This window comes from Pseudomonas sp. NFACC43 (assembly GCF_900119645.1).
Classification (GTDB): domain Bacteria; phylum Pseudomonadota; class Gammaproteobacteria; order Pseudomonadales; family Pseudomonadaceae; genus Aquipseudomonas.
Genome location: NZ_FPKK01000005.1, coordinates 1 through 23825 on the forward strand (window position 1 = coordinate 1; position 23825 = coordinate 23825).

Sequence of the window (23825 nt, forward strand, 5' to 3'; positions counted from 1 at the left end):
TGGGTTACCTGAACCAGCCGCGGTTGAGCGAACAGCGCTTCGTGCCCCATCCCTTCGACCCGACGCCGGGCGCGCGGTTGTACCGCACCGGCGACCTGGCCCGCTGGCGCGCCGACGGCGTGTTGCTGTTCCTGGGGCGCAACGACTTCCAGGTCAAGATCCGCGGTTTCCGGATCGAGCTGGGGGAGATCGAGGCGCAGCTCAAGGCCTTGCCATCCGTGACCGAAGCGGTGGTGCTGGCCGACGCCCAGCAGCGCCTGCTGGCCTACTTCACCGCCACCAGCGCCCAGGACCCCAGCGAATTGCGCGCCCGGTTGGCCGCGGTGCTCCCGGACTACATGCTGCCCGCCGCGTTCGTCCAGGTGGACGCGTTCAGCCTCACCGCCAACGGCAAGCTGGACCGTCGCGCCTTGCCCGAGCCGGGAGAAGCTCACTTCGCCCTGCACCGCTACGACGCGCCGCAGGGACCGGTGGAAACCCGCCTGGCCGAGCTCTGGGCCCAGGTCCTGGGCGTACCGCGTGTCGGTCGCCAGGACAATTTCTTTGCCCTGGGCGGTCACTCCCTGCTGGCCGTGCAGATGGTGGAGCAACTGCGTACGCAAGGCTGGTCCCTCGACGTGCGCACCTTGTTCGCCACGCCCAATGTCGCCGCGCTGGCCGTCGCCCTGGCGCAACGCCCGCAAGCTTCTGACCAGGCCCCCGTTTCGGCGGGCACCGCCATTGCCCCGGGCTGCACCCGCATCACACCTGAAATGCTGCCCTTGGTGGACCTGACCCAGGCGCAGATCGACCGTATCGTCGCCAATGTCGAAGGCGGCGCGGCCAACGTGCAGGACATCTATCCGATGGCTCCCCTGCAAGAGGGCCTGTTCTTTCATTACCTGCTCCAGGACCAAGGCGATACCTACCTGCTGCACACCACCCTGGCGTTCACCGACGAGGCGCGGCTGGATGGGTTCTGCCTGGCACTGCAGCAAGTCATCGCCCGCCACGACATCCTGCGGACCGCCCTGGCCTGGGAGGGCCTCGACGAGCCGGTGCAGGTGGTCTGGCGCGAGGCGCCGTTGCCCATCGAGGTCCTGCGCATCACCGAAGCCGATGCGCTCACCCAACTGCTGGCCCACACCGACGCCCGCACCCGGCGCCTGGACATCCGCCAGGCGCCTCTGCTGCGGGTGGTGAAGGCATTCGACGCCCGGGAGCAACGCTGGTTACTGCAGGTACTGCACCACCATCTGGTGCTGGACCACACCACGCTGGAACGCATGGTCGAGGAGATCGTCCTGATCCAGCAGGGCCAGGCAGCGCAGCTGCGTGAGCCGGTACCGTTCCGCCATTTCGTGGCCAACGCTCGACGTGGCCAGGACACCGACCGGCAGCAGGCTTTTTTCCAGCGCATGCTGGCCGACGTCAGCGAACCCACGGCACCGTTCGGCCTGCTCGACGTTCAGAATACCGGCGCCCTCGACGAGGCCCGCGGGACATTGGAACCGGAACTGGCGCGGGCCCTGCGCCAGGCGGCGCGACGCCACCAAGTGAGCGCCGCCAGCCTGTTCCACCTGGCCATGGCCCTGGTGCTGGGCAAAGCCACCGGACGCGCCGACGTGGTGTTCGGCACGGTCTTGCTGGGTCGCTTGCAAGGCGTGCCGGGGGCCGACCAGGCGCTGGGGGTGTTCATCAATACCCTGCCCCTGCGCATCGACTTGGCGAACAGCCCGATCGGCGACAGCCTGCAGCACACCCACCAGGCGCTGATGGCCTTGCTCGAACACGAACATGCGGCCCTGGCCCTGGCCCAACGCTGCAGTGGCGTGCCGGCGGGGACCCCGCTCTTTTCCGCGCTGCTGAATTTCCGCTACAGCCTGCAAGACACGCCCCACCAGAGTGTCGAAGGCATGCGCGTGCTGAGCACCGCCGAACGCACCAATTATCCCTTCACGTTTTCCGTGGACGACCTCGGCGAAGGTTTCAGCGTGACCGCACAGATCGCCGGGGCAGTGGGTGCTCAGCGAGCCTGGGACTTCATGCACCAGGCCCTCGCCAGCCTGGTGGATGCCCTGGAAAACAGCCCGCAACGGCTCGCCCGGACCCTGAATGTCCTGCCGGCACAAGAACACCTGCGGCTGGCGCGTTTCAATGCCACGCAGCGCCCGCGGCCGGAACGGGCCTTGCTGCACGAACGCTTCGAAGCCCAGGCGCGTCTCACTCCCGCGGCCGACGCGGTGCGCTGCGACGCGCGCGTGCTCAGCTATGGGCAACTCGATCAGCAGGCCACTCGCCTGGCCCGGCACCTGCGGGCGCTGGGGGTAGGCCCCGACGCTCGGGTCGGCATCCACCTGCGACGCAGCCCGGAACTGATCGTCGCGCTGCTCGCCGTGCTCAAGGCCGGCGGCGCCTATGTGCCCCTGGACCCGGCCTATCCCGCGCAACGCCTGGCCTACATGCTCGATGACAGCGCGCCGGTGGCGATACTGACCATGAGCGATGCGCCACTGGACCTTGTCCTTGCCGCTGACTGCCAGCGCCTCGATGTGGACCGCGCACTGCGCAGCGACGAGACGGACGCCGCAGCGTTGGCACCGGCATTGGAGGCACCGGCATTGGAGTCCCGCCACCTGGCCTACATGATCTACACCTCCGGCTCCACCGGCCAACCCAAGGGGGTGATGATCGAGCACGGTAACGCCCGCAACTTCCTCGACTGGGCCTTGCGCAGCTTCGACCCTCAGACCCTGGAACACAGCCTGTTCAGCACCTCCATCAACTTCGACCTGTCGGTGTTCGAATGCTTCGTGCCGTTATCCTGCGGTGGCGTGCTGGAACTGGTGGACGACGCCCTTGCCCTGCTTGAACGGCGCCCGGCGTTGAGCCTGCTCAACACCGTGCCGTCGGCTGCCGACGCGTTGCTGCGGGCCGATGCCCTGCCGGCTTCGCTGCAAACCCTCAACCTGGCCGGCGAAGCCCTGCCGCGCCACCTGGTGGAACGGCTGTTCGCCGACAGCGAGGTGCGTCGGGTCAATAACCTCTATGGCCCCACCGAAACCACGGTCTACTCGACCTGGGTGTCGATGGACCGCGAACAGGGTTTCGTCCCGCACATTGGCCGGCCCATCGACAACACCCAGGTGCATGTCCTGGACGAGGCCTTGCAACCGCTGCCGATCGGCGTGATGGGAGAGCTGTACATCGGCGGCGCAGGTGTCGGGCGCGGCTACCATCGCCGACCGGAACTGACCCGCGAGCGCTTCCTGGCCGATCCGTTCAGCGACGATCCGGCGGCTCGCCTGTACCGCACCGGCGACCTGGGCTTCTGGGACGCCGACGGCCAGCTCCATTACCTGGGGCGCAACGACTTCCAGGTCAAGATTCGCGGCTTCCGCATCGAACTGGGGGAAATCGAAGCCGCCCTGCTCGCCCTGCCTCAGGTGGCGGCCGCCGCCGTGCTGGCGGTCCGGCGCGGCGCTCGCGAACCGGCCCTGGTGGCTTATGCCGTCGCGGCCGAGGACAGCGCGCCGCTGGTGCCCGGCGCCTTGCGCGACGCCCTGGCGAGCCGTCTGCCGGGGTACATGGTGCCGGCGCTGATCGTGCCCCTGGATGCCCTGCCCCTGACCCCCAACGGCAAGCTCGACCGCGCGGCCCTGCCGGCACCTGGGGAAGAAGCCTGGGCCGTCCAGGCCTACGAGGCGCCGCGGGGGGAACAGGAAACGCTCATGGCCGAGATCTGGTGCGACCTTTTGGCCGTCGCCCGGGTCGGTCGCCACGACAACTTCTTCGAATTGGGCGGACATTCGCTGCTGGCGGTGCAATGGGTATCCCGGGTGCGCCAACGCCTGGGCCTGGAGTTGTCCCTGGCCACCTTGTATGCCCACCCCACCGTGGCCGAACTGGCCACTCTCATGGGCAGCGCCTCACGCTCCGCGCTGGCACCGATCGCCGTGCTGCCGGAAGCGGCCGTCCGGCCCCTGTCCTTTGCCCAGCAGCGCCTTTGGTTCATCGCCCGCCTGGACGCCCAGGCGAGCGCCGCGTACCACATCAGTGGTGCCCTGCGCCTGGACGGCGAACTGGACGAAGTCGCCCTGCGCAACGCCCTGACCCGCATCGTCGAGCGCCACGCCGTACTGCGCACGCGCTTCATCGAGCAGGACGGCGAAGTGAGGCAAGTCGTCGACCCGCAGCCGCGCTGGAGCTTCTCGCGCCTGGAGCCGGAAGCGAGCGATCTGCAGGCGGTCCTGGCGAGCGATGCGGCGCAGCCGTTCGCCCTGGACGAAGGCCCCTTGCTGCGAGTGTTGCTGGCGAGCCAGAACCCCGGCAGTCATGTGTTGCAAGTGACCCTGCACCACATCGTTGCCGACGGCTGGTCCATCGGCGTGCTGATCGACGAACTGTCGCTGTTGTACCGGGCGTTTCGCCAAGGTGCGCCGGATCCACTGCCGGCCCTGGCGATCCAGTACGCCGACTATTCCGCCTGGCAGCGGGAATGGCTGGTGGGCGAGCGCCACGCCGAGCAACTGGCCTATTGGCTGGAGCATCTGCGCGACGCACCGCAACGGTTGGACCTGCCCAGCGATCGGCCACGGCCGCCGCGCCAGGATTTCTCCGGGGCACGCCTGGCCGTGGCGCTGGACGCGCCGTTGAGCGCCGCGCTCAAGGCCTTGAGCCGCCGCCATGGCACGTCGCTGTACATGACGCTGCTGGCGGCCTGGGCGATCGTGATCGGGCGCCTCGCCGGACAGGAACGCGTGGTGATCGGCACGCCGGTGGCCAACCGCACCCGCAGTGAAGTCGAGCCATTGATCGGCTTCTTCGTCAACACCCAGGCGCTGTGTATCGACCTGGGCGGACAGCCGGACGTCGGCCAGTTGCTGGCCCAGGTGCGCCAGCATGCGTTGCAGGCCCAGGCCCACCAGGACGTACCTTTCGAACAGGTGGTCGAAGCCCTCAACCCGCCGCGTTCCCTGGCCCACAGCCCGGTATTCCAACTGATGTTCGCCTGGCAGAACGCGCCCCGCGGCGCCCTCGACCTCGACGGGCTGAGCCTCGCGCCCTTGGCTGCCGAGCAGACCACCGCGCCGTTCGACGTGTCCCTGGAACTCTACGAAGCCCAAGGGTGCATCGTCGGCGGGCTCAACTACGCCACCGCGCTGTTCGATGCCGACAGCCTGCAACGGCACTGGGGTTACCTGGTCAACGTGCTGCGCCAGTTGTGCGCCGACGATCGGCAGCCGCTGGCGCACCTGTCCCTGGTGGATGCACAGGAGCGTGAGCGCCTGCTGCACCAGCTCAACCCGGCCCCGACCCCGTTCCCCCAGGCGGGCTGGGTGCATGAACCGTTCGAACGCAGGGCACTGGAGCAGCCCGACGCTATCGCGGTCGAGTTGCATGGGCGCGGGCTGAGCTACGCCGAGCTCGACCGTCAGGCCAATCACCTGGCCTGGCGGATGATCGAACAAGGGGCCGGCACCGGCCAGCGGGTGGCCATCCACCTGCCGCGCAGCCTGGAGATGGTGCTGGCAGTGGTTGCCACGCTCAAGACCGGGTCGGCCTATGTGCCGCTCGATCCCAGTCAGCCCCTGGCTCGTCGCCAGGGCATCGTCGAGGATTGCCAGCCGTGCCTGCTGCTGTGGGATGACCAGCGTGTCGAAGGGCTGCGAGTCGGCGACACGTGCACGCCGCTGTCGGTTCGACTGGCGGCTACGGCGGACCAGGCCCTTGCCGCGCCGCCACTTGGACAACCGTCCCTTTCGGACCTGGCCTACGTCATGTACACCTCCGGCTCCACCGGATTGCCCAAGGGCGTGGCCATGGGTCACCTGGCCCTGAGCAACCTGTTGGCCTGGCAAGCCGCACAGGCGCTGCCCGGGCCGGCCCGGACCCTGCAATTCGCCGCCTTGGGGTTCGATGTCGCGTTCCAGGAAATCTTCTCGACCCTGGGCAGCGGCGGTACCCTGGTGCTGCTGGAAGAAGCCCAGCGCCTGGATCTCGCGGCGTTGCCGCACTGGCTTGCCCAGGAGCGCATCGAGCGGCTGTTCCTGCCCTATATCGCCCTGGCGGGCCTGGCCGACAATTGGGCCAGCGACCCCGTGGAACTGCCCGCCCTGCGCGATGTGGTGGTCGCCGGCGAAGCGTTGCGCATCACCGGCCCGTTGCGCGAGCTGTTCAAGCGCCACCCGCGCGCGCGGCTGCACAACCACTACGGCCCGACCGAAACCCACGTGGTGTGTACGCACACCCTGCCCGACGCCCCCGAGCAGTGGGCAGACGTGCCGGCGATCGGGCGCCCCATCGCCAACACCCAGGTGTGCCTGCTCGATGCCAACGGCCACTGGGTCCCCCAAGGCGTCGCCGGCGAACTGCACGTCGCCGGCGTGGCCCTGGCCCAGGGCTACCTGAATCGGCCGGACCTGACCGCCGAGCGCTTCATCGCCCATCCGTTCGATGCCGCCCCTGGCGCGCGTCTCTACAAGACCGGCGACCTGGCGCGCTGGACCGCCGAAGGTACGCTGCAATACCTGGGACGCAACGACTCGCAAGTGAAGATCCGTGGCTATCGCGTCGAACTGACGGAGGTGGAAAGCCGCCTCGACCAGGTACCCGGTGTGCGCGAATCGGTGGTGGTGATGCTGGCGGGGGACGGGGGCCATCCGCGTCTGATCGCCTACTTCAGCGCCACCGAGCCACTGTCGCCCCTGGCCTTGCGCAGCCAGCTGAGCGAACGCTTGCCCGAATACATGCTGCCCAGCGCCTTCGTACAGCTGCAGGCACTGCCGCAGACCGGCAATGGCAAGGTCGATCGGCAGCGCCTGCCGGCACCGGCTCCCGAGGCGTTTGCGCAGACCGAGTACAGCCCGCCCCAAGGCGAACTGGAGACCACCCTGGCGGCGATCTGGAGCGAACTGCTGGGGGTCGAGCCCATCGGCCGCCAGGACGACTTCTTCGCCTTGGGCGGACACTCCTTGCTGGCCCTGCGATTGCTGGCTCAAGTGCGTCACCGGCTGGGCCTGGAAGTGCCGCTGTCGGCGGTCTTCGCCCAACCGAGCTTGCACGCCCTGGCCAGCGTGCTGCAGGACGCCGGGCACAGTCGCCTGGGCCCCTTGCAGGAGGCCGACCGCAGCCAGCCCTTGCCCCTGTCGTTCGCTCAACAGAACCTCTGGCTGATCCAACAGCTCAATCCGGATTCGACGGCAGCCTTCAACATGCCGGCAGGCTTGCGGCTGCGTGGCGAACTGGATATCGAGGCGTTGCGTCGTGCCCTGGATCGTATCGTCGCCCGTCATGAAAGCCTGCGGACCCGGTTCGTGAGCCTCGCCGGCCAGGCGCGTCAGGTGATCGACCCGCCACGCTCGCTGGCCCTGGAGGTCGTCGACCTGAGCGTGCCCGGCGCGGCGGACTGGCAAGCGCTGTGCGCCGAGCAGGCCAATCAGCCGTTCGACCTGACGAGCCAGTGGCCGATCCGCGCCCGCCTGTTACGCCTGGGCGCCGATGACCATGTCCTGCTGGTGACCGTGCACCACCTGGTCTCGGACGGCTGGTCCATGGGCGTGCTCACCGAGGAGTTCTCCGGTCTTTACCAGGCCTTCAGCCAGGGCCGGGGCGATCCCCTGCCGCCCCTGGCCCGCCAGTATGGCGACTACACGCTGTGGCAACGCCAATGGCTGCAAGCAGACGAACTGCAACGCCAACGCACCTATTGGACACGACACCTGAGCGGCGCGCCGACTTGCGTCACCCTGCCCACCGACCGCCCTCGTCCGGCCCGGCAGGACTACGCCGGGGCCAGCCTGCCGGTGCGCATCGAGCCCGGACTGACCCAGGCGCTCAAGGCCCTCGGACGGCGCCATGGCACGACCCTGTACATGACTTTGTTGGCGGCCTGGGCCGTGGTGGTCAGCCGATTCTCGGGACAATCGGAGGTGGTCATCGGCTCGCCCGTGGCCAATCGCAACCGGGTCGAGCTCGAATCGATGATCGGCTTCTTCGTGAACTTCCAGGCCCTGCGCATCGACCTGGACGAAGCGCCCCGGGTGGACACGTTGCTGGCCCAGGTCAAGGGCCTGGCGTTGGCCGCCCAGGAGCACCAGGACATACCGTTCGAACAGGTCATCGAAGTACTCAACCCGCCTCGCTCACTGGCCCACAACGCCATTTTCCAATTGATGCTGGCCTGGCAGAACGCTCCCCAGGGCAACCTGGACCTGGGCAATGGCCTGCAGTTGCACAGCGTCGGCGCGCCGGTCAGCACGGCCAAGTTCGACCTGGCCCTGGATGTCCATGAAGTGGGCGACGCCATCGAGGGCGGATTCAACTACGCCACCGCCCTGTTCGATGCCGATACCGTGGACCGTCACTGGCATGCGTTGCTGGCGGTATTGCGGGCGATGGTGGACGACGATCGGCAACCCGTGGCCGGCATCGACCTGCTCAGCCAGGCCGAGCGCGACCAGTTGCTGCACGGCTTCAATCCGCCGCCGCCCGGCTTGCCGGCGCCGGTCGGTGAGCGCCTGCACCAGCGCTTCGAGGCCCAGGTGGCTAGCCGTGGCGACGCGGTGGCGGTTCAGTTCGGGACGCAGAGCTTGAGCTACCGGGCGCTCAACGAACGGGCCAATCGCCTGGCCCATCGCCTGCGCGAGCTGGGCGTGGGCCCGGATGACCGCGTGGCGATCCTGGCCGAGCGGGGTCTCGACCTTTTGGTCGGCATCCTCGCCACCCTCAAGGCCGGAGGCGCCTATGTGCCCCTGGATCCGGTCTATCCGGCGCAGCGCCTGAATTTCATGCTCGACGACGGCGCGCCGCGGGTGCTCCTGGCCCTCGAAGCACTGCCGGCAACAGTGCGGGCTCCGGCATCGTGCGTCACCGTTTCGCTGGACCCGGACGCCGGTGGCTGGAGCCATCTGCCTGGGGCGAACCCGGCAAGCGATCCCCGGGCCAGCGACACGGACCTGGCCTATATCATCTACACCTCGGGTTCCACCGGCGAACCCAAGGGCGTGATGATCGAACATCGCGCGGTGCTGCGGCTGTTCAGCGCCACCGACGCCTGGTTCGGCTTCAACGACCGGGACGTCTGGACGCTGTTCCACTCCTTCGCCTTCGATTTCTCGGTCTGGGAAATCTGGGGTGCGCTGCTGCATGGCGGCCGCCTGGTGGTGGTGCCCTACCTGACATCCCGCAGCCCGGAGGATTTCTACCGCCTGGTGGTGGAAACCGGCGTCACCGTGCTCAACCAGACCCCCAGCGCGTTCTACGCCTGGATGAAACACACGGGCGGCGAGCCCCACCGCCTTCGCTACGTGATCTTCGGTGGCGAAGCCCTGGACGGCGCGGCCTTGAGGCCGTGGTTCGACCGGCCGGACAGCCAGGCCACACGCCTGGTGAACATGTACGGCATCACCGAGACCTGCGTGCACGTCACCTACCAGTTGATCGAACCCGCGCTCTGCGCCACCGACGCCGGGCTGGTGCCCATTGGCCGGCCGATCCCGGACCTGCGCGTCTACCTGCTCGACGCCGAGGGCGAGCTGGTGCCCCGGGGCGTGGTGGGCGAATTGCACATCGCCGGGCCAGGCCTGGCGCGTGGCTACCTGAATCGGGCAGTCCTCGATGCCGAGCGTTTCCAGCCGGCGCGCTTTGCCGGCGGCCACGGCGAGCGCCTGTACAAGACCGGAGACCTGGCACGCTGGACCGCCGACGGCGTGCTCCAGTACCTGGGCCGCAACGACCAGCAGGTCAAGGTGCGCGGTTTCCGCATCGAACTGGGGGAAATCGAAGCGCGGCTCGCGGGCTTGGATGGCGTGCGCTCGGCGGCGGTCCTGGCCCGCCAGGACGAACCCGGCGACCCGCGCCTGGTCGCCTACCTGCTGGCCGAACCAGGCCAGCACCTGGAACCCGGGCAATTGCGCGCGGCACTCGCCGAGCAGTTACCGGCCCACATGCTGCCCGGTGCCTATGTCCAGCTACCGCAGTGGCCACTGACCGCCAACGGCAAGCTCGACCGCCGCGCCTTGCCGGCGCCCGACCGGCAAGCCCTGCAACGGCAGCCCTATGCTGCGCCACAAGGCGCCACGGAGCTACGCCTGGCGCAACTCTGGTCGCGATTGCTGGGCGTGGAACAGATCGGCCGGGACGACAATTTCTTTGCCCTCGGCGGCCATTCGTTGCTGCTGGTGCAACTGCTCGATGGCCTGCGCGAACAGGGCATGGACGTGGCCGTGGGGGCCTTGTTGAGTGCCGAAAACCTAGCCGCGCTGGCCCGACAGGTGGTCACCCCGGAGACCTCCCGCGCAACCGCCCAGGGGCTGCTGTGCATTCGTGCCGGCTCGCCGGAGCGGGCACCGCTGTTTTTCATCCATGAAGGCACTGGCGAAGCGCTGCCCTATGCCAGGCTGGCACGGCACCTGGATCCGGAGTTGGGCCTCTACGCCGTGCAGGCGGCCGCCGAACTGGAGGATGGCATCGACAACGTGAGCCTCGCCCGCCGCTACATCGACCTGCTGCGCAGTGTCCAACCCCAAGGCCCGTACCGTTTGGCGGGCTGGTCGGCAGGCGGCGTGCTGGCTTATGAAATGGCTCGCCAGTTGCTGGGCGAGGATTGCCCCGTGGCCTTCCTCGGGCTGATCGACAGCAGCGAGCCGGGCGCCTTGCGCGCCGCGCCGTTGGCACTGACGTTCGATGAAGCCGGCCTGCGTCAGCAACTGATCGGCTACCTGGCACAGCATTGGAGCGGTGAAGACGCTAGCGGCCAGGCTGCGTGGCACACCGGGCTCGACCTGGATGCGCTCATCGCCTCGGCCCAGGCCCGGGGCTGGCTGCCATCGGGCTTCGACCGTGAGGAACTGACCCGTCGGGCACGCCTCAACCTGAACCTGCGCAACGCCATGGTTCGCTACCGGCCGGCGCCCCTGGGCCTGCCCGTGCATTTGTTCCGGGCCGCGTCGGGGCATCCGGGGGCCGACCCGAGGGACCTGGCCGCCGACTGGCGTGCGCTGCTGGGGGTCGACCTGATAGATCGGCGCGTCGAAGGCGACCACTGGTCCATCATGCGCGACCCCGAGCACCTGCGGCAGTTGGCCCAGGCCTTGGAGCAGGTCCTGGCGCAGACCGAGGGGCAGCCTGCGCAAACGGCCGGCGTGCGTGCCAGCCTGGTGCTGCAGACCGGCGCTGCGCATGCGCCTTGCCTCTTCATGATCCCGGGGGCCGGCGCCAACGTCGCCAGTTTCGTGCCCCTGGTCCGGCACCTGGGCCCGCACTTGACCGTGATCGGGTTGCAGGCCCGCGGTTCCGATGGCCGGCGCGAGCCCCATGCCTCGGTACAGGCCGCGGCGAGCGCCTATGTCCGCGAGATCCGTGCCCGAGTCCCCCAGGGTCCCTACTACCTGCTGGGCCATTCCTTCGGCGGCTGGCTGGCTTTTGAGGTCGCCCGTCAATTGCAACTCGAAGGGGCAGCGGTGGCACCGGTGATGTTGATCGACAGCCGCCCGCCAGGTTCGCGCATGGCCAGGGATCGGCGCGCGGCCCTGGGCCGGTATGTGGCGTTGCTGGAGATGGACACCGGGCGCGACCTGAACCTGGACATCGACACCCTGGCAAGCCTGGAAACGGACGAGCAATGCGCCCAATTGCTGGCGCGCATGCAAGCCGTCGGCCTGATGCCGACGCAGGCTCGTCCCGAAGCCTTGCGCGGGCCGTTGCGAGTCTTCCAGGCCAACCTGGCGACGGACTATCGACCGGCACCGGCCTACACCGGCCCGGTGGTGCTGTTCAGCGCCGCAAAAGCTCGCGTCGAACCAGGTCCAGCCGAGCCCGGCTGGGAGGCATTCGCTGCGGACTGCCGACGCCATGTGCTTGCAGATTGCGACCACCTGTCCATCCTCAAGACGGGGGCGGCGTCGACCTTGGCCGAACACCTGCGTCGCTACTGGCCCGCCCTGGAGAAATCCCATGCTCATGAGGGTTGAACCGGCGATGCGGCCCTGGCTGTGGGCGTGGGGCGGCCAGGTCGCCTCGACCCTGGGGGCGGCGCTGGCGGCGTTCAGTCTGGGTATCTGGTTGCTGCAGCAGCATGCCAGTGTCACCGACTACGCCTGGGTCATTGCGCTGTCGGCCCTGCCCGGCCTGTTCCTGGCCCCATTGGCCGGTTGGCTGGTGGATCGCTGCGAGGCGCGGGCGCTGCTGCTGGGTGTCGAGGTCTGCGGCGGCCTGGCGGCGCTCATCCTCTGGTGGCTGTTCGAACACGACGCACTGGAGCGCTGGCAGGTGTACACCTTCGCGGCGATCAACTCGAGTGGGCAAGTGGCGCGCATGCTGGTCTGTCAGGCGGCGATCCCGCGGATCCTGAGCAGCCCGAAGGCGATCGGCCGGGCCAACGGCCTGATGCAACTGATGGTCGGCTTGCCGCAACTGATCGCCCCGACCCTGGCGGCGCTGTTGCTGACCCGCGTGGGAGTGCCCGGCGTGTTATTGCTGGACCTGGGGACCGTACTGTTCTGCGCAGGTGTGCTGGGCTGGCTCGCCGTGGTCGCCCCCCCCGTACGCGCCAGCCGCCAGGCAGGCGCCCTGGTCACAGACGGATTGCCCGCGGTCCTGATGGTACTGCGTACGCGCCCGGCACTGGGGGTACTGCTGGCCTACCTGGGCCTGGAGCACCTGATGCTCGGCCTGGCCTCGGCCCTGCTGTCGCCCCTGGTCCTGGAGCGTCATTCGGTACTGGTATTGGGCACGCTGATGACCTGCGGCGGGCTGGGCATGCTCGGTGGTTCATTGTGGGTGGTCATGCGCCCGCCGGTGCGGCTGATCCGCACGGTCCTGGTGGCCGACCTGTTGCTCGGCGCCAGTGTCCTGAGCATCGGCACCAGCACTTCTCCGGCGGTCCTCTACGTGGCGGCCTTCGTGGCGTTCGGGTGCTTCTCGCTGAGTACCAGCAGTGACCAGAGCTTCTGGCAGCGCAGCCTGCCCGGAGCCCTGCTGGGTCGGGTGTTGTCCGCACGGCAGATGGTCTGCCTGCTGGCGATGCCGATGGGTGCCCTGGGGGCTGGCGCGCTGGCGGACCACTGGGCGATTCCCTGGATGAGCGAAGCCGGCGACATGCAGGCCAGGCTCACCCTGGCGATGGGCACCGGCAAGGCGGGCGGCCTGAGCCTGCTGTTCGCTGTGGCGGGCCTGCTGTATGTGCTGCTCGCCAGCCTCGGCCTGGCCACCACGCCGCTGCGTCGGCTGGAACCCGGGTGGACAGAGCCTCGCCCGGCCGTTGTCGGCAGCGGATGAGTGTGCCGGCCCCGTCCAGGCTCTGTACAAAAACTCTATGGAGCCCAGGGCCGCTCGGCCTCCGGGGAGATAGCACCGCGTCGGGGCACATCGCACCTGTCCATGCTGGCGGACTCCCGCGCCAGGGCACCCATCAGTTGGGGCAGCAGGTAGCCGCTTTCATATTCGCCCTGCGTCCTTTGCGGCGCATCCGTCCAGGACGTCGAGGCGTAGCAATCGTTTGTGTCGTACATGGGGTGGACCTCCTGGCGGGTGGAGAAACCGCAACGCCTCACCCGGCCATTGCTTGATCGCAGTCTGAACCTTGGGCCGCCGTTGGAGAATGACCAGCAACGGCATGACTCGATTGCAGCGGATGCAACAATGACGGCTTGCTTGCATCAGGCGCCGCCCTGTCATGAAAAGCCCCGGGACCTTGAAGTGCCCGGGGCCTGGTGTGCGCGGCAATCGACTAGTTCTTCAAAGCGTCGAACGCCTCCAGGGAATGCAGCGAGTAGATGTACGCAGCGCCGGCGTTGAGGGATATCGCGGTGGCCAGTGCGGCGGCCACTTCTTCCCGGCTGGCGCCGGCCTTGATCGCCGCTTGCGTATGGGTCGCGATACAGCCGTCGCAGCGGGTGGTGACGGCGACCGCGATGGAGATCAACTCTCGCGTCCGGGCATCGAGCACATCATTTTCAGCCGCCGCTTCGCCGAGTGCCATGTAGGCCTTGGCCATTTTCGGATTGCTTTTGCCCAGCGCGCCAAAGGATTTCTTGATGGTGGGCAGCAATTGGGACCAGTCATTGAACATCGTGTTAACTCCTGAGCAGGTTGGTGTACTGTTTCGACGTGCTCAGTTTTTCATCACCACGCGAACCGGTTTTGTTCGATCCGCTCAGTTTTTTTCGCGAAGCTCTCAAATGAATGCAATCGATAAACTCATCAGCCTGGCCAACGTCCGCGGCAGCCTGGACCTGCGTTGCCAGTTCCAGGGCGACTGGGCACTGGAGCATGGGCCGCAAGCCCTGGGCAAGGCGCCGTATCACATTGTCCTGGCGGGGGAATGCCGGGTGGAGTTCCCCGATGGCCAGCGATTGCCCATGCGCGCCGGCGACATCCTGCTGTTGCCCCGGGGCAGCCGGCACGTCATGCACAGCCCCGGCAGGACCGTCGCGCCAACGGTGCCTGAGACCGTCCTGGGCGGCGTATTACCGATACACCGCATTGGTCGTGCCAGCCCGGACCTGGACATGATTTGCGGCGGCTTTCATTTCAACCGCGCGTCGCTGCTGTTCGCCGCCCTGCCCGATTACCTGGTGATTCCCAGCGCCGCCTTGCCGGCCAACGGAGCGTTGCCGGCGCTGGTAGACGTCATTCGCGCAGAAGCGGACGGGGATCAGGCGGGGGCGCGTTTTTTGCTGGATGCGCTTTCCCAGGCATTGTTCACCCTGATTTTGCGGGCGCACCTGGCAAGCCGGGGGCCGGACGCCGGTTCACTGGCCTTGCTGGGGGACAAGCGCCTGGGCAAGGCCTGGCGGGCAATGCTGGACGACCCGGCCCATGAATGGGCGATCCAGGACCTGGCCGAGATGGCCAGCATGTCCCGGGCATCGTTCATGCGGGCATTCGTGCGGGTGGCGGGTGTTTCGCCATGGGTACTGCTGACCCAGTTGCGAATGGAGCTGGCGTTCAGCCTGCTGAGTCAATCGCACCTCGGTTTGAGCGACATTGCCCAGCAGGTCGGCTATCAGTCCCAGGCGGCGTTCAGCAAGAAGTTCAAGGAGATCTATGGCGAGGCGCCCGGGAAGGTGCGCCGCGCAATCTGATGGACTCCGAGAGGGACAGTCCCTTCACACCTCCAGCACCAGCGTCTCGCTGCCCTGGGCCGGTACCGCACAGCAGATCAGTACTTCATCGTCTGCCAGCGGCATGGCCGGCGTGTTCAGGTAATGCACTTGGCCACGGGTCATGCGGGTCTTACAGGTGCCGCAGGAACCGCCCCGGCAACTGAATTCCGGGCTCAGGCCCCGTGCCTCCGCCAGTTCCAGGAGCGTTCCGCTTCCGGGTTCCCAGCGGCCTTCCTTGGCCGAAGTGGCGAACAACACCTTGACCGGCTCACTCGCCACCGGCACTTGCTGCGCCGCCGGAGTACTGATCTCGACGTCCCGCACCAGGGTGGAAGGACCGAAGGTTTCGGCGTGGATCCGGTCGTCCGGGATACGCAACCCCCGCAAGCCGTCATACAGGGCCTGGGTAAAGCTGCCGGGACCGCACAGGTAGTAGTCGTAGTCGTCGAGGGGCAGCAGTTGCTTGAGCAGTTCGATATCGATCCGGCCCTGTGCGTCGTAGCCCTTGCCGGCCTCGCCCCCACTGGGCGGTTGGCTGACCATGCGCAATACCCGCACCTTGCCGCCGGCCCGGGCCGCCAGTGCGTCGATTTCCTCACGAAAGGCCAGGTCGGCCACCGAACGGGCGCTTTGTACCACCCAGACCGGGCGCATCCGATTGATGCGCAGCCCCTGGTAGACCACCTCGCGCAGCATCGACAGCAGCGGCGTCACACCGACGCCCGCCGCCAACAGCACCAGGGGCCGCCGTTCGCCTGGCTGGACGGTGAAGTGCCCCTGCGGTGCCCGGGCTTCAAGGGCATCGCCGACCTGGATCCGGTCATGCAGATGGGAGGACACCGACCCGTCGCGCTTGACGCTGATGCGCAGGAAATCATCCGAAGGCGCGCTGGAAACGCTATAGGTCCGGATCACCGGGGCATCCTGCCCATCCAGCCCGACCCGCACGGGCAGGTGCTGGCCGGCCTCGAAACGGGGCAAGCCGACACCGTCGGTGGCTTGCAGGTAGAACGAGCGGATGTTGTGGCTCTCGTCCACCACCCGGGCGACCTGCAATGCGCGCCAGCGGGTACGCAAGGCCTCGGCCTGCAGACGCTCATTGGCCTGTTCCCAGCTGCCGGTCATCAGCGAGTTGGGCGAGTCACCGTCGGCCTGCTCTTTCCAGCGCAGCGCGATGGCCGCCCGGCGCAGGACAACGCGCTGCGGCGTGAAGCGCCACAGCCGCTCGGCGCCCTGGAACGCGGCGATCTCGGGCGCATCCAGCAGGACCTCGGCGGTCCCGCTCATTTGCAAAAGGTCACCGGTGGAGAAATCGATGAACACCAGCCCCGCGCGCGGATTGACCAGGATATTGCCCAGTGTGTTGAAAAACAGGTTGCCGGAGAAATCCGGAATGGTCAGGGTCCCGGCTTCATCCATGTGCACGAAACCGGGTTTGCCGCCGCGGTGGGAAACATCGACCTGGCGTTCGCCGTCGCGCTCGACATAGGTGGCGACATGGAACGAATCGGCTGACGTGACCAGGGTGCGCACCGCCGGATCCGCCACCGTCAGTTCGAGGGCCGCCGAGGGCCGCTCATCGACAAAGGAATACTGGCGCAGGTTGATGTAGCGCGGGCAATTGCCATAGGCCTGGCGAACCGTGATGTCCACGCCGCGGTCGCGACGACGGGCGATGGTGCCGTTCATGCGGTTGCGTCGGCGAGTGTGCAACTCGATGCCCAGCAGGCCGATGGCGTCGCCCTCGTTCAGCCCGGCCTGGGCCGGATCTTCCGGTTGCGGGGTGAGGTCGATGTGCAGTATCTGCGGATCGGGTGAGTGCATGAAGCCCGGTTGCCCCGTGCGCAGGGTGGCCCACGCATCGCCTTGGGGATCCACCGCACCGAGCACGACGAAAGGCAGTTGGGCATAGAACTCCCGATGCTGGTCCGGCATCCATGTCCGGGACATCTGCCGCTGGCCGACCCCGACCATCATTTCCACTGCGCCGACGGAGCGTTGCAGGGTCAGTTCACCTTCGTGCCAGGGGGAGACGGTTGATTTCGAGGCGTTGTCCATGGGTCTGTCCTCGCGGCCGCAGGGATGCCCGCTGCGGTGTGGGTGGGTTCGCGCCTCATGCAGAGGTGCCCGTTGTCGTGGGCTCATCTTCTGCCGTTCGCGGGCACGGCGGAATACGCACGAACCGCAATCCACCCTTTCATGAAATGCAATAGCGCCGCTCGGGAAGCCGCGCCATCGCAGGCAGCCATGGCCTACCAGAGCGTCATCGTATAGCTGACGATCAAGCGGTTCTCGTCCAGGTCGTTGCCGAAGTTCGAGCGTACCGAGGCGTTGCGCCACTTCAAGCCCAACCCCTTGAGCGTGCCGTCCTGCACCACATAGGCGATGTCCGTGTTGCGCTCCCACTCGCGACCCTCGCCCGGTGCGGCGCGTTGTACGTTGTCGCCACTGATGTAGCGCGTCATGAACGTCAGTCCAGGCACACCAAGGCCGGCGAAGTTGTAGTCGTAGCGAGCCTGCCAGGAGCGCTCGTCGACGTTGGCGAAGTCACCGATCTGGACGAAGTTGACCAGGTAAGGGTCGCTGCGGCTGATATACGGAAACGGATCGTCACCGCTCATGCGCTGGTAGCCCAGGCCCAGCGCATGCGCACCGAGGCTGTAGGTGAACAGCGCCCCGAATGCCTGGTTGTCGAGGTCGCGGAAACTGCCGTCTTCGGTGCTGCGCGAATAGCGCACGTCGCTCTTGAGCGCCTGGCCTGCCCCCAGGTCCAGGGTATGGACGAAGCCGAGGTAGTTCTGGCGATAGATGTCCTCCAGCTTCCCATAGCGATACTGCGCCGTGAGGTTCGCCAGGAACTGATAGTCCGCCCCGGCGAACTGGAACCGGTCGCTGGTGCCGCCGATACGGTTGGCGGTCAAGTCCTGGTAATCGGTGGAATCGACGAAGTTGATCCGGGTGAGCTGTCCACCGGTCAGTTTCAGCCGGTCGATTTCCTGCACGTTCACTTGGCCGCCCTTGAACGTCCCCGGTAGCAGGCGGGTGTCGTTGGAGTTGACCACCGGATCCTTGATTTGCAGCGTACCCAGCTTGAGGGTGATGTTGGACAGACGCACCTTGGCGCTCACGCCCAGTTCGCCATAGCGGTCCTGGGAACCGCCCGACGAGTCGGCAGGCAGCAGATTGGTACCGGCCGTGCCACCACCTGAGTCCAGCTTGAAACCGGCCATGCCCAGGGCGTCCAGGCCGAACCCCAGGGTGCCGGCGGTATAGCCTGACTCGATGCGCAGCAAAAAGCCTTGCGCCCATTCCTCGGCCTTGTCCCGTGCACCTTCCTGGCGGAAATCGCGGTTGAAGTAGAAGTTGCGGGCTTCCAGGGTGCCCTTGCTGTCGGCGAGAAAATCGGCATGGGCGGTCGGCACGCCCATCAGGTTCAGGCCCAGCACGGTGCCGATGGGAAGGTGAAGTGGAATGAATCTGCAATAGCGCATGCGTGCTCCCTTTATCGGCGCGAGCGAACCCGCTCGGGGTGCGTTTGCGCGCGCCTCGTTATTGTTGTGTGAAGACGTGGTTCTGGGACTCGGCGCAGTGGGCTGCGTCGTGGGGCGGATTCTTCGCGGGGTGGTTTGCAGGCGTCAAACGGGAAAAAAGCCGGATCGGACATAAGAAAATTTGATGCCTGCCTGGCGCCGATCTGGAGTAACAATTGCAATGAACAAGAACGTCTGCGCCAAGAGAGCCGTCATGAACCTCAAGTTCCTCGAAACCTTCGTCTGGGTTGCCCGCCTGCAGAGCTTCAGCCTGACCGCCGAAAAGATGTTCAGCACCCAGGCAGCGATCTCCAGCCGGATCGCTTCCCTGGAGGATGAACTGGGCCTGCGCCTGTTCGTGCGCGACTCGCGCGGTGTCTCGCTGACCCCGGAAGGTTTCAAGGTGCTCACCTACGCCGAACAGATGCTGGAGGTCCAGCGTGCGTTGAAACAGTCGCTGGACGACACCAGTCCCCAGCAGGGCCTGGTGCGCATCGGCGTGATGGACACGGTGATTCACACCTGGCTCAGCCCGTTGATGTCGATGCTGATGCAGGCTTTCCCGGCGGTGGAAATCGAAATCACCGCGGACGCGGCGCGCAATCTCTGCGAACAATTGCACAAAGGCTACCTGGACATCGCTTTCCAGACCGATACGGTACGCCACGAAAGCGTGCGCAACCTCGACCTGGCGCATTACCCCATGCACTGGATCGCTGCCAGCCAGTCGATCTACGCCCGCCCCTACGGATCGCTGGCGGAAATGGCCGGCGAGCGCATCATCACCTTCGTCAAGCATTCCCGACCGCACCAGGACGTGCTCAACCTGCTGTATGCCCATGGGGTGAATGCACCGCGGGTCAGTTGCGTCAATTCGGTGTCGGCGATGACCCGGCTGATCCGCGATGGCTTCGGCATCGGTGCCTTGCCGGCGGCGCTGGTGGCCAAGCCCCTGGCAAGCGGCGAGTTGATCCAGCTGGAGCCCGGTACATCCCTGCCCCAACTGGACGTGGTGGCCTCCTGGCGCGTGGGGGTGGGGCTGGAGCTGATCGAGAGCATCGTGCAGATGAGCCGTCAGGTGGTGGGACAATATGCCCTCGATGTCGGGCCGCAACGGATGGTGGCGGCACCCGGCCTGGCCAGCGCGACGCTGGAATAACTTTTCCTTGTCGGGGGGTAACAGGATTCCTTGTTGGACGTCGACACCCCGGGGCTCTTAGGGTCTGTACGCAATGTCTTGAGACGAAGGTCAGGCAGTTTTCAACGCAGCCTGAACGAGTTCAAGGCTTTTCCTACAGACCCGACTTGAACGCCCCGACGTGCCCATGGAGCCCCTTCGATGACCCATCCCACCCCATCCTTCGAGCAACTGCAGCGCTACGAGCCCCTCGCCCTGCGCCAAAGCATCGCCGCCGGTGCCTACCAGGGCCATACCAGCGGCCTGGGCCAGGGACGGGTGCAAGCCAACATCGTGATCCTGCCCCTGGACTGGGCCAATGAGTTCCTGCGCTACTGCACCCTCAACCGCCAGGCTTGTCCGGTACTGGACGTGACCGCACCCGGGGATCCGTTTTTCCGCAACCTGGGCACCGCCATCGATATCCGCCACGACGTCCCTCGCTACCGGGTCTACCGGCACGGCGAGCTGAGCGAAGAGCCGCTGGACATCGGGCACCTGTGGCAGGACGACATGGTCGCCTTCGCCATCGGCTGTTCGTTTTCCTTCGAGCAGCCGCTGCTGGAAGCCGGCATCCGACTCAGGCACATTGAACTGGGGCGAAATGTGGCGATGTTCCGTACCGACATCGACACCCGCCCCACTTCGCGGCTGTCCGGCAAGCTGGTGGTGAGCATGCGCCCCATGAAGGCCGCCGCGGCGATCCAGGCGATCCAGATCACCAGCCGCATGCCCGATGTCCATGGCGCCCCGGTGCACATTGGCGATCCATCGCTGATCGGTATCCATGCCCTGGATACCCCGGACTTCGGTGACGCCGTGCCAGTGGCGGCGGATGAGATCCCGGTGTTCTGGGCCTGTGGCGTGACCCCGCAAGCGGTCATCCAGGCTTCTCGCCCGCCACTGTGCATCACCCACGCGCCGGGTTGCATGCTGGTGACGGACCTGTGGAACAGCGCGTTGTAACCTTGAAAGCGGCCCCTACCTATGACAGGACACCCGATGACCACCGCACGGCAATCGATCCAGCGCTACATAGACGCCAAGGACGGCAACCGCCCGCACCTGCTGGCCCAGGCCTTCACGCCCGATGCCACGCTGGACATGGACATGGACATGCGCACCGCCACCCTCTCGTTTCCGGCCCACACCGAGGGCCGCGACGGCATCGGCGACGTGCTGGTCCGCGGCTTTGGCCAGACCTTCGAAAACGTGTACACCTTCTGCCTGGAATCCGCGCCACCGGCAAATGTCGCCACCTTCCAGTGCAAATGGCTGGTGGCGATGTCGGACAAACACAGCGGCGAAGTCCGCGTCGGCTGCGGTGAATATGACTGGCGGTTCGAAGCCGAGTCGGGCCTGGTACAGCGCCTGGCGATCACCATCGAACACATGAAGACCCTGCCGGCCAGCGAACTGGCGGCGGTCATGGCCTGGGTCTCGACGCTGGACTATCCCTGGTGCAGCCCGGCCGCCGCCGTCCGCCATGCTCCGGACTCAGGCGAGCTGGATGAAGTGATCCGCTACGTGACGGCCAGGCGCATTCAACCGCGCGCCGACGCGTTCGGATAACCTACGCTGGCAACAAGCCCCATGACATCGCCCTGCGTCATCGCACCAAGGAATCGCCACGTGAACATCAAGTTTCTGGAAACTTTCGTCTGGGTCGCCCGCCTGAAGAGCTTTCGTCTCACCGCGGAAAAACTGTTCACCACCCAGGCGTCCATCTCCAGCCGGATTGCCGCGCTGGAGGATGAAATGGGCGTGCGTCTGTTCGTTCGCGATTCCAAGGGCGTGTCGCTGACATCCGAAGGGCAGCGGGTGCTGGAATATGCCGAGCGCATCATGGACACCATGCAAAGCATGAAGGCGGTGATCAAGGATCCACGCCAGGTGCGCGGCCGGATCCGCATCGGCGCCATGGACACCGTGATCCACACCTGGCTCAGCCCGCTGGTGACCCGGCTGATGCAATGCTACCCGGCCCTGGAGATCGAATTGTCGGCCGATACCGCAAGCAACCTGTGCTCCCAGCTGGAAAAAGGCTACCAGGACATCATTTTCCAGACCGATATCCTGCGCCTGGACAGCGTACGCAACGCCCTGCTGACCCGCTACCCGATGCATTGGGTGGTCCGCACCGGCTCGGTCTACGATCGGCAATACGCATCGCTGGAGGAGCTGTCCCAGGAACGCATCGTGACTTTCTCGCGCAACTCCCGGCCTCACCAGGACATTCTCAATCTGCTGCACTCGGCGAACATCGTCTCGCCACGCATCAATTGCGTGAACTCCGCCTCCGCCATCACCCGCCTGGTTCGCGATGGCTTTGGCATCGGCGCCATGCCCGCGGCCCTGGTACAGGGCGAACTGGCCCAGGGTTCGCTGACGCTGCTGAACGGCGTCCCGCTGCCCTCGGTGATGGACATCGTCGCCAGCTGGCGCACCGGCGCCGGCATGGAACGGGTGGAAGATATCGTCAGCCTGACGCGGGATGTGGTGGGTGACTTCGTTGCGCAATTACCTGAGGGGTACAGGTTGATTGCAGAGTAAGCGTGCAGGCTCGCTTCCACATGGCAGTGACAGGGAAGCTCGCGCGCCTCACTTCTTGGCCGAAACGTGTCCCCAGGTCCTTTTTCAACCGAAATAACGCGCTATCCCAACACCGGTTCCGCGGTCCGGGTCCAATTCAACCCTACCCAACTGCACGATTTTTCCATCTGCTTGCAAAGCTATAGTGTCTGCTTTATCCATCCCGCCAGTCAGTTTATTCATGACTTTGCCCTGCACACCGAACGTCAAATCCAAAGCGCCGCTGGAAAGATAACGCATCAAATGGAATGCCCCGCCTGTGTAACTGCCCACCAGAATTTTATTGTCGGGTTGAATGGCCACGCCTTCGCCACGAGAGTAATACGGAGGCCCGGTCAGGATGGGCACTCCATTATTGAAGGTACTGTCCAGACTTCCATTGATATTGATCCGGGTTACCAAGGTAAAATAACCCTTCTCTTCTACAATTACGGCCCCCACTGCCACGATTTTTCCATCTCGCTGCTGTACAGCACTTAAAACGTATGCATATTGCGTATTCTTCAGATCGATTGTAATCGTGCCATCCTCACCAAAATCAGGATCTATTGCTCCATTATTAAGATAACGTACGAAGCATATAACGCCAGTGCCTGAACCCGTTGAATTATCTGATCCTGCCACCAGCAATCGTCCATCCGGAAGCACGATCAGAGAAGGGTTTTGCACCTGTTTTGCACGGGCAATACCGCCACTGCCAAAGCCAGGATCGAAGTCTCCCCTGGTGTCGAGGCGAACAAGCAGTTTTTCGTAACTTGATACCGATAGCAGGATTTTTCCGTCCGCTTGAATCGCCAGTTCATCAGCCACATCGCCTCCGGGGGAAAAATCCAAAAAGACAATTCCCCGCGAACCAAATGAAGCGTCCAATTCCCCATTCGGTAGCACTTTGCAAACAAAGATCGTTTGGGCTCCGATATCCCCGAAGCTGCACGATATAAATGCACTGTCATCCGACGCAAGTTCAAGGACACACCTGACTATGCGGTAGCCAGAGACAACGCTGACGACTTTCACACCGCCTTCACCGAAAGAATCGTCCAATCTGCCATTACTTAAAAATCGCACCAAAACAAGGTCACCTCGGTTGTGATAGTACCCCGCACTGAATATCTTTCCGTCCGTGCGTAAGCGCGATGTACTCAGCAAGCGAAGTGTGGGAACCGTGACGGGAGGAAAATAGAACGCGTTACCTTCCTCACCAAAGCTGGGATCAAGGCTGCCCGGCGCTTGAGTGGCTTTTTGCGTAGTCATGTCTGCCTTCTCTCAGAAGAACAATGAGCTGACAGTATGAGGCCATGATTTTGTATCTCTACTGTCAGAGTTGACAGTAGAGATAAAAGGTTTATGGCATTGAGTTGTCTGAAAGCTCAGACACTGGGACGTGGGATATTCACATTGAGTTTGCCTGATGCACCATTATCGCGGGCAAACCCCGGC

12 protein-coding genes are annotated in these 23825 nt (G+C 65.6%); 7 read left to right on the forward strand and 5 right to left on the reverse strand.

The features are described from left to right. Positions 1 to 8: 8 nt before the first annotated feature. Both BT179_RS10505 and BT179_RS10510 read left to right on the forward strand, forming a co-directional pair. Positions 9 to 11951, forward strand: a complete 11943-nt coding sequence (locus BT179_RS10505; RefSeq protein WP_256343836.1) for a non-ribosomal peptide synthetase — start codon at positions 9 to 11, stop codon at positions 11949 to 11951. Continuing rightward, positions 11935 to 13257 (forward strand): MFS transporter, encoded by a 1323-nt coding sequence (locus tag BT179_RS10510; protein WP_072391676.1) that lies wholly within the window; start codon positions 11935 to 11937, stop codon positions 13255 to 13257. The genes BT179_RS10505 and BT179_RS10510 overlap by 17 nt, the downstream gene beginning before the upstream one ends. Positions 13258 to 13292: 35 nt before the next feature. Here BT179_RS10510 and BT179_RS10515 read toward each other — a convergent pair whose 3' ends face one another. Next, positions 13293 to 13490, reverse strand: coding sequence for a hypothetical protein (locus BT179_RS10515; RefSeq protein ID WP_072391673.1), 198 nt, complete (start codon positions 13488 to 13490; stop codon positions 13293 to 13295). 218 nt (positions 13491 to 13708) lie between these two features. Continuing rightward, entirely contained in the window at positions 13709 to 14050 is a 342-nt protein-coding gene (locus BT179_RS10520; RefSeq protein WP_072391670.1) for a carboxymuconolactone decarboxylase family protein, read from the reverse strand. 109 nt (positions 14051 to 14159) lie between these two features. On the opposite strand from BT179_RS10520, the gene BT179_RS10525 reads away from it, so the two are divergent. Further along, a complete protein-coding gene (locus tag BT179_RS10525; RefSeq protein WP_072391667.1) occupies positions 14160 to 15065 on the forward strand; it encodes an AraC family transcriptional regulator in 906 nt (301 codons plus the stop codon). Between the two features lie 24 nt (positions 15066 to 15089). On the opposite strand, the gene BT179_RS10530 is transcribed toward BT179_RS10525, so the two are convergent. Continuing rightward, a complete protein-coding gene (locus tag BT179_RS10530; RefSeq protein WP_072430984.1) occupies positions 15090 to 17144 on the reverse strand; it encodes a 2Fe-2S iron-sulfur cluster-binding protein in 2055 nt (684 codons plus the stop codon). Between the two features lie 194 nt (positions 17145 to 17338). Then, the gene (locus tag BT179_RS10535) at positions 17339 to 18577 is read right to left on the reverse strand and encodes an OprD family porin (protein ID WP_072430985.1); all 1239 of its coding nucleotides are present in this window, start codon (positions 18575 to 18577) and stop codon (positions 17339 to 17341) included. A 253-nt stretch (positions 18578 to 18830) separates the two neighbouring features. Here BT179_RS10535 and BT179_RS10540 point away from each other — a divergent pair, with 253 nt between their 5' ends. The 4 genes from BT179_RS10540 (at position 18831) to BT179_RS10555 (ending at position 22346) form a co-directional block, all read left to right on the forward strand. Further along, complete coding sequence (locus BT179_RS10540; protein ID WP_072391998.1) at positions 18831 to 19775, forward strand: LysR family transcriptional regulator; 945 nt, start codon at positions 18831 to 18833, stop codon at positions 19773 to 19775. 180 nt (positions 19776 to 19955) lie between these two features. Continuing rightward, positions 19956 to 20759 carry a putative hydro-lyase gene (locus BT179_RS10545; protein WP_072430986.1) on the forward strand — a complete coding sequence of 268 codons (804 nt, stop codon included), beginning with the start codon at positions 19956 to 19958 and terminating at the stop codon, positions 20757 to 20759. A gap of 36 nt (positions 20760 to 20795) precedes the next feature. Then, entirely contained in the window at positions 20796 to 21365 is a 570-nt protein-coding gene (locus tag BT179_RS10550; RefSeq protein ID WP_072430987.1) for a nuclear transport factor 2 family protein, read from the forward strand. Positions 21366 to 21425: 60 nt separating this feature from the next. Then, positions 21426 to 22346 carry a LysR family transcriptional regulator gene (locus tag BT179_RS10555; RefSeq protein ID WP_072430988.1) on the forward strand — a complete coding sequence of 307 codons (921 nt, stop codon included), beginning with the start codon at positions 21426 to 21428 and terminating at the stop codon, positions 22344 to 22346. Between the two features lie 84 nt (positions 22347 to 22430). Here the strand turns inward: BT179_RS10555 and BT179_RS10560 are convergent, their stop codons facing one another. After that, complete coding sequence (locus BT179_RS10560) at positions 22431 to 23639, reverse strand: hypothetical protein (protein ID WP_072430989.1); 1209 nt, start codon at positions 23637 to 23639, stop codon at positions 22431 to 22433. Positions 23640 to 23825 lie beyond the last annotated feature (186 nt).